The organism is Paenarthrobacter sp. RAF54_2 (genome assembly GCF_052113945.1).
Lineage (GTDB): Bacteria > Actinomycetota > Actinomycetes > Actinomycetales > Micrococcaceae > Arthrobacter.
On sequence record NZ_JBFRDV010000050.1, the window covers coordinates 1 to 5,956 of the forward strand.

6 protein-coding genes and 1 pseudogene are annotated in these 5,956 nt (G+C 61.8%); 2 read left to right on the top strand and 5 right to left on the bottom strand.

All coding sequences use genetic code 11. The features are described 5' to 3' along the window. Positions 1 to 626: DUF222 domain-containing protein (locus tag AB4Y87_RS25740; RefSeq protein WP_442007059.1), on the top strand; the 626-nt coding region annotated here is incomplete at its 5' end. Positions 627 to 838: 212 nt separating this feature from the next. Here AB4Y87_RS25740 and AB4Y87_RS25745 read toward each other — a convergent pair. After that, positions 839 to 2,026, bottom strand: a complete 1,188-nt coding sequence (locus AB4Y87_RS25745; protein WP_442007060.1) for a 4-hydroxybenzoate 3-monooxygenase — start codon at positions 2,024 to 2,026, stop codon at positions 839 to 841. Between the two features lie 109 nt (positions 2,027 to 2,135). Beyond that, complete coding sequence (locus tag AB4Y87_RS25750) at positions 2,136 to 2,876, bottom strand: IclR family transcriptional regulator (RefSeq protein WP_442007061.1); 741 nt, start codon at positions 2,874 to 2,876, stop codon at positions 2,136 to 2,138. Between the two features lie 176 nt (positions 2,877 to 3,052). On the opposite strand from AB4Y87_RS25750, the gene AB4Y87_RS25755 reads away from it, so the two are divergent. After that, on the top strand, positions 3,053 to 4,321 hold the full coding sequence (locus AB4Y87_RS25755; protein ID WP_442007062.1) for an MFS transporter: 1,269 nt from the start codon (positions 3,053 to 3,055) through the stop codon (positions 4,319 to 4,321). A gap of 14 nt (positions 4,322 to 4,335) precedes the next feature. Here the strand turns inward: AB4Y87_RS25755 and AB4Y87_RS25760 are convergent, their stop codons facing one another. The 3 genes and pseudogenes from AB4Y87_RS25760 to AB4Y87_RS25770 form a co-directional block, all read right to left on the bottom strand. After that, positions 4,336 to 4,758 carry an Hpt domain-containing protein gene (locus AB4Y87_RS25760; RefSeq protein WP_442007063.1) on the bottom strand — a complete coding sequence of 141 codons (423 nt, stop codon included), beginning with the start codon at positions 4,756 to 4,758 and terminating at the stop codon, positions 4,336 to 4,338. After that, positions 4,751 to 5,506 carry a signal peptidase I gene (locus tag AB4Y87_RS25765; RefSeq protein ID WP_442007064.1) on the bottom strand — a complete coding sequence of 252 codons (756 nt, stop codon included), beginning with the start codon at positions 5,504 to 5,506 and terminating at the stop codon, positions 4,751 to 4,753. Before AB4Y87_RS25765 ends, AB4Y87_RS25760 begins: the two co-directional genes overlap by 8 nt. Before the next feature lie 219 nt (positions 5,507 to 5,725). Further along, positions 5,726 to 5,956: pseudogene (locus AB4Y87_RS25770) on the bottom strand (TasA family protein); the annotation flags it as partial.

A 5,956-nucleotide genomic window follows, 5' to 3' on the forward strand; every position in this document is an offset into this window, starting at 1 on the left:
CCACGGATAGTAATCCCACCGGACCGGATCTGGACCGGCGTTCCCGCCCCATGAAACTCCTCGACGGACTCGTCGGAGCCTGTGCCGTCGCGATGACCACCGGGAAACTGCCAGCCAACGGCGGACTCCGACCCCAACTCACCCTCACCATCGACGAACGCGACCTCTTCGAACGATCCACCGACCACCAACGACTCAGCACCGGCACAGCAACGTTCCTGGGTCCGATGCACCCCAACACCATCCGCAAAATCGCCTGCGACGCCGATATCCTCCCCGTCCTGCTCGGAACCGACTCCCGCGTCCTGGATATCGGCCGCACCAGCAGGATCTTCCCACCCCACATCCGCAAAGCCATCACCGCCCGCGACGGCGGCTGCGCGTTCCCCGACTGCACCATGCCCGCTCCCTGGTGCGAAGCCCACCACATCACCTACTGGTCACACGGCGGCACCACAGGAACCGAGAACGGCACCCTGCTCTGCAGCCACCACCACCACGTCATCCACAAAGAACAGTGGCGGATCGACATGACCACCGGCGCGCCCTGGTTCACCCCACCACCACACATCGACCCCAAACAAACACCCCGACGCAACCACCACCACACACCCCTCAGAACATAGGAGTGTGTCGCGTTCAATTGCGCCCCGGCTGACTGGCTAAACAGCAGTGGCCATCTAACTGACGCCAAAAGCTCACAGCCGAAGGTGACAGCCCGAAGGCGACTGACCGAAGTGACAGCGCGCCGTCGAGCGCTCGTAAACTAAGCCCCGGACGTAAGCTGTGCCCCGGACGTAAGCTGAGCCGCGGCACTAAACTCAGCCGCGACGAAGCCTTACCGCGACGTCGGCCAGCCCGTGTATGACTCTGCCAGGTACGCCTTGGCGTGCTCGGACGAGACCACGGAATGCAGCTCGCCCAGCTGACGTGCACGGTCGAAGTCCCCTGCGCCGGGAACGGTATGCAGCATGGAGGTCATCCAGTAAGAGAAATGCTGAGCCTTCCACACACGGTCCAGGGCGCGGTCGCTGTAGGAATCCAGCAGTGCGGTGGAACCGGTGGAGTAGAAGGAGTCCAAGCCTTCGAACAACACCTTCACGTCGTGTATCGCGAGGTTAAGGCCCTTGGCGCCGGTGGGCGGGACGGTGTGTGCGGCATCGCCGGCAAGGAAAAGATTGCCGTGGCGCATCGGAGTGTGAACGAAGCTTCGGAACGGCAGGACCATCTTTTCCAGGACAGGGCCTTCGTTGAGCTCAAAGCCGTTGCCGTTTACACGTTTGCGCAATTCGGACCAGATGCGTTCATCGTCCCAGTCGGCCACGTTTTCCTTGGGGTCGCACTGGAAGTACATGCGCTGTACTGTCTCGGTTCTCTGGCTGATCAAGGCAAAACCGTGCTCGGAGTTTGCATAGATCAGTTCGTCAGAGCTGCGCGGAGCCTCGGCCAGGATACCGAACCAAGCGAACGGGTATTCGTGGAAGAACCACTTTCGGTTGGCTTCGGGGATCTGGAAGCGGCAGTGACTGCGAGACCCGTCAGCGCCAACGAGGAAGTCGGCCTGGATCTCAAACTCCTGACCGTCGGAATCGGTGAACCAAACTTTCGGTTTGCCCTCGAGATCATGAACCGTGGTGTCCGTGACGCTGTACCGAACGTCGCCCCCGTCGGCCTCGCGCCGTGCGGCGAGGTCGGCGAAAACGTCCGTTTGCGGGTACAACCACACGGACTCACCAACCAACTCTTTGAAGTTGATGCGGTGACTTTCGCCGTTGAATCGCAACTCGATGCCATCGTGGCGGTCACCTTCGCGCAGCACCCGGTCTGAGACGCCGGAGTCCACCAGCAGGTTGACAGTGCCATGTTCCAGGATGCCGGCGCGAACAGTTTGGTGGATCTGTTCGCGGCTGCGGACCTCCACCACCACGGATTCGATGCCTTGCTTGGCCAGCAAGTGGGAGAGCATGAGCCCGGCTGGTCCTGCGCCCATGATGGCGACTTGAGTAGTAACGGTAGTGCGTGCCATGGTGTTCCTCGCTTCGTTGCGGTCCCGCTAGGACGGGATGAGCCTGGAATCAGTGTGGCGCGTGCCGGGTGACCGACGTTACATGGATTCCGTTCAACGGAAACCCATATCAATCCCTAAGTTGTCTGCCTATGCCCCGGGCAGCGGTCTGTAGCGCCGGAACGAGGGCCTGCAGCCGCATCTCAGCCAAGGGCACCACCACGCCAAGGGCCGCTACAGTGGGCCGCTTGCCGTTCATCACCGGCACCGCGATACCCCAAGTATCCGGATCAACGACGCCCGCCAGTTGCGCATAGCCCAGCTGCGCGGCCTCCGCCAACAGGTGCCGCACGACGTCGGAAGTTACCTTTCCAGCCGGGTCATGGAATTGCTCGAGGTACTCCGCCTGCAATTCTCGGGACTGGTGTGCCATCAGCGCCAGGCCGGCGGAGGAAATGTGGACCGGCATGCGACCGGCCACGCGGGCTCGGTTGGCAACGGAGCCACGACGCGAAAGTCGCTCCACGAACAGCGCCTCCCAGCCCTCAAGCACTGCGAGGTTTACGTTCTGGTTCAAGACTTGCTGAATATCCTCCATGAAGGGCATGGCCGCTTGGCGGAGTGCGAGCGTGGGCGAATTTCTGTTGACGAGTTCCCACAATCGGAGCCCGAGCCGAACGTTCCCGCCAGCACCAAGTTCCAGCAAGCCATGCTCGGAGAGTTGCCGCACCAGCCGGTGGGCGGACGACAACGGGAGGCCGGACCTGTCGGCGAGTTCGCTCAGCTGCAGGGAGGTGGCGCCCTCGGGGAACGCCTCAATCACCCGAACTACGCGATCCACCACGGAGTCGCCAGATGCTGAGTTGGCCACGATGCGCTCCTTGCTGCTGTTCCTATGTCAGACGCCTCTTCTACCAAACGTCAGTGCACGTCTTCCATTCAATGGTAGAACGTGCTTCAGGTTACTCCCGTCGGTGATACAACTCTCATAACTGACCGGCCGTTCTGCTGGCCACATCCACTTCACGACGAACTCCCGAGGACACTATGCCAACGATGCCATCTGCCCGCCGCTCCCAATGGCCAGTCTGGCTTTGCTGGCTTGCCATGGTCTTGGACGGCTTCGACCTGGTGGTCCTGGGGACTGTGATTCCAACGCTCATCAAGACCGGCGACATAGGCTTTGACGCCGTTGGAGCTACCTTCGCTGCAACTATCTCCTTGGTAGGCGTGGGACTCGGCGCACTGTTTATCGCTCCGCTGTCCGATAAGTTCGGCCGACGGAAGCTCTTGATCGCCTGCGTAGCGGGCTTCTCACTCTTCACAATCGGAGTCGCTTTCGCACCCAACGTGGCGGTCTTCTCGATCCTGCGCCTTCTGGCAGGCCTCGGGCTCGGCGCTTGCCTTCCCGCCGCCCTCGCGTACATGAACGACTACGCACCGGCAGGATCAGCCGGAAAGTCGACCACGCGGACCATGACCGGCTACCACGTAGGCGCTGTTGCGACAGCGTTCCTGGCCATCCTCGTGGTCCCCAACTGGCGCCTCATGTTTATCATTGGCGGCATCGCAGGGCTGGCGCTCCTTCCATTCCTGTGGGCAAAACTGCCGGAGTCGCTCCCCGAAGCAGCCCCCGTCAAGGTGGACGAAACGACAAAGGCGGCACCCGGCGTCGTGCCTTCCACGGACGGCAAGCAAAAGACCGGGTTCCGCGACCTCCTGCAAAAGCCGTATCCGCTGGTGGCCGTGGGCATTGGCATCGCGTCGTTCATGGGTTTGTTGCTGGTTTATGGCTTGAACACGTGGTTGCCGCAGTTGATGGCAGCTGCGGGTTACACCGTGAGCACAGGCCTGACGCTGCTGCTGGTCCTCAACCTCGGCGCCGTGGCCGGGCTGGTTTTAGCCGGAATTCTTGCCGACCGGCATGGAACCAAGAAGATAGTGCTGCTGTGGTTCGGGCTTTCAGCAGTGTTCCTGGCCGTCCTCAGCGTGAAGATCCAGAGTGAGTTCCTGCTCAACGCCGCGGTGTTCGTCACCGGCGTCTTCGTCTTCAGCTCGCAGGTTCTGGTCTACGCATGGGTAAGTCAGCTGTTTCCGGCGCGACTCCGGGGAACGGCACTCGGGTTCGCTGCCGGCGTCGGACGCCTTGGCGCGATTGTTGGTCCTGCCGTGACTGGAACACTGGTGGCCGCAAACATTGCCTATCCCGCCGGCTTCTACGTGTTCGCCGCAGCGGGAGTTTTGGCTGTCGCAGCGCTGCTCCTGGTGCCTCATCAGGTCAAAAGTCCTGAGCCCGTGCCAGCGGGAGAACGGTAACCGCCGGTACGACGCTAAGTGCTCCGCTGGCCCTCCAACTTTCCGGACTGTGGGTGAAGCGACTCGCGGGCCTTGCCCAACAGCTGCGGTCCGGCCGCGTAGCAGCGATCGGTATATTGGCGGAGCGCCGGAAGTGCCTGGACGGCGTAGTCGAAGTGTTCCTCGCGGATCATCGACTCGATGGCCTTGCACTGGTCCTCAGTCTCAAGCGCGCCCACCATTGCCGAGGAGATCTTGAGGCTCAGCACAGCATCCATGCTGGCATCGGCGTCGTGTTGGCAGAGGCCGTTGGAGATCCTCAGTAGTCTGCCAGGCAACATCGAAAGGTAAGTGGAGAGGAAACGCAACGCCGGGGTGGGGTCTCCCATTTCATCGGCCAGGGCCTGCAACCTGCACGGTTCCAGAGCCGGAACCTGACCGTCTGCCTCGTCAGTCATGGCTGGCTGCTTGTGGCTGCGCGGTGTCTTCCAACGTCGACTTGCTGGGGTCCTTACTCCAGATGGAGGCGAGCATTCCGATGACCAGGATCCCGGGCGCTCCATACATCAGGATGTTCAGGACGAGCGGTTCACGGAGGGCACGAATGGCATTCCCGACGTAAGGGATGGTTGCGATCTGCTTATCCACCGTTTTGCCCTGCAGGGTGGCGATCCATGGATCGATGCCATTATTCGCATCGCCCTTGGTCTGGACGGCTACGCTGCCATCGGCTGTAGCGGTGATCTCGGTGATGCGATGAGTCTCCACCCGCTGGTCTTCAACGGGGATGTGGTAGGTGATGATGTCGCCCACCTTGAGGTCGACGATCGGCGTCGGAACGGTCACGACGACGTCGCCCGGGTTGATCAACGGCGCCATCGACCCTGTCAGCATCGTGGAGGTTTGGTAGCCCAGGATGCGCGGCCCGATCGCCAGGAAGAGGAAAACCAAGGCCGCCATGGCCAGCATGCTGAAGCCGAGGAACTTCATCGTCTTAGTAGCGATACGGCGAAACGCTCCTGATGCCGTGGCGGCTTTCGCGGGGGTCTCGGCGGCTTGAGCAGGGGTTTCGACGGCGGTGGTCGTACATGCCGCTGCTGGCTGCCGCACCTCGATGGTCTCTAAAGTCATTGACGTCTTTGCAAGCTTTGCGGCTGAACGCCGGCCTTTGAGGGCGGATCCGCTGATGCTGGTCAGTGTGCTCATGGTCCTGGCGTTCCTTCCGGTGTTGGTTATCTTCTGATTGAAAGTCTGGGCTATCTAGCTCAGGCTTCTTGCGGGAAATCCTCAAGTCTGGCTCAGGAAATACCGGCGGACCTGATCGGGCAGGGGGGCGCCCGACCAGGCCCGGCGGAGCTCTGTGGTGATGCTTGAGGTGCTGAGGCTTGGAGCGGTGAAGCTTGAGGTGCTGCTACTTGACCGGTCTTACTTGGTGGTTTCGGTGCGTTGGGTGCCGGTGAAGGCGAAGCCGATGGTGCTGGTGGCGGCCTGGAAGGTGTCGTTGGCGGTGGTGGGGAACGCGGTGGTGACCTTGAGGTAGTCGGTTTTGGCCGAGGTGAGGGCGGTCAGGTTGTTCAGGACCTTGTTCGCGGTGATCACCGGGGCGGAGGCCATGACGGTGGTCTTGGTCCCGGTGCAGGTGTAGGGGGCTGCGGC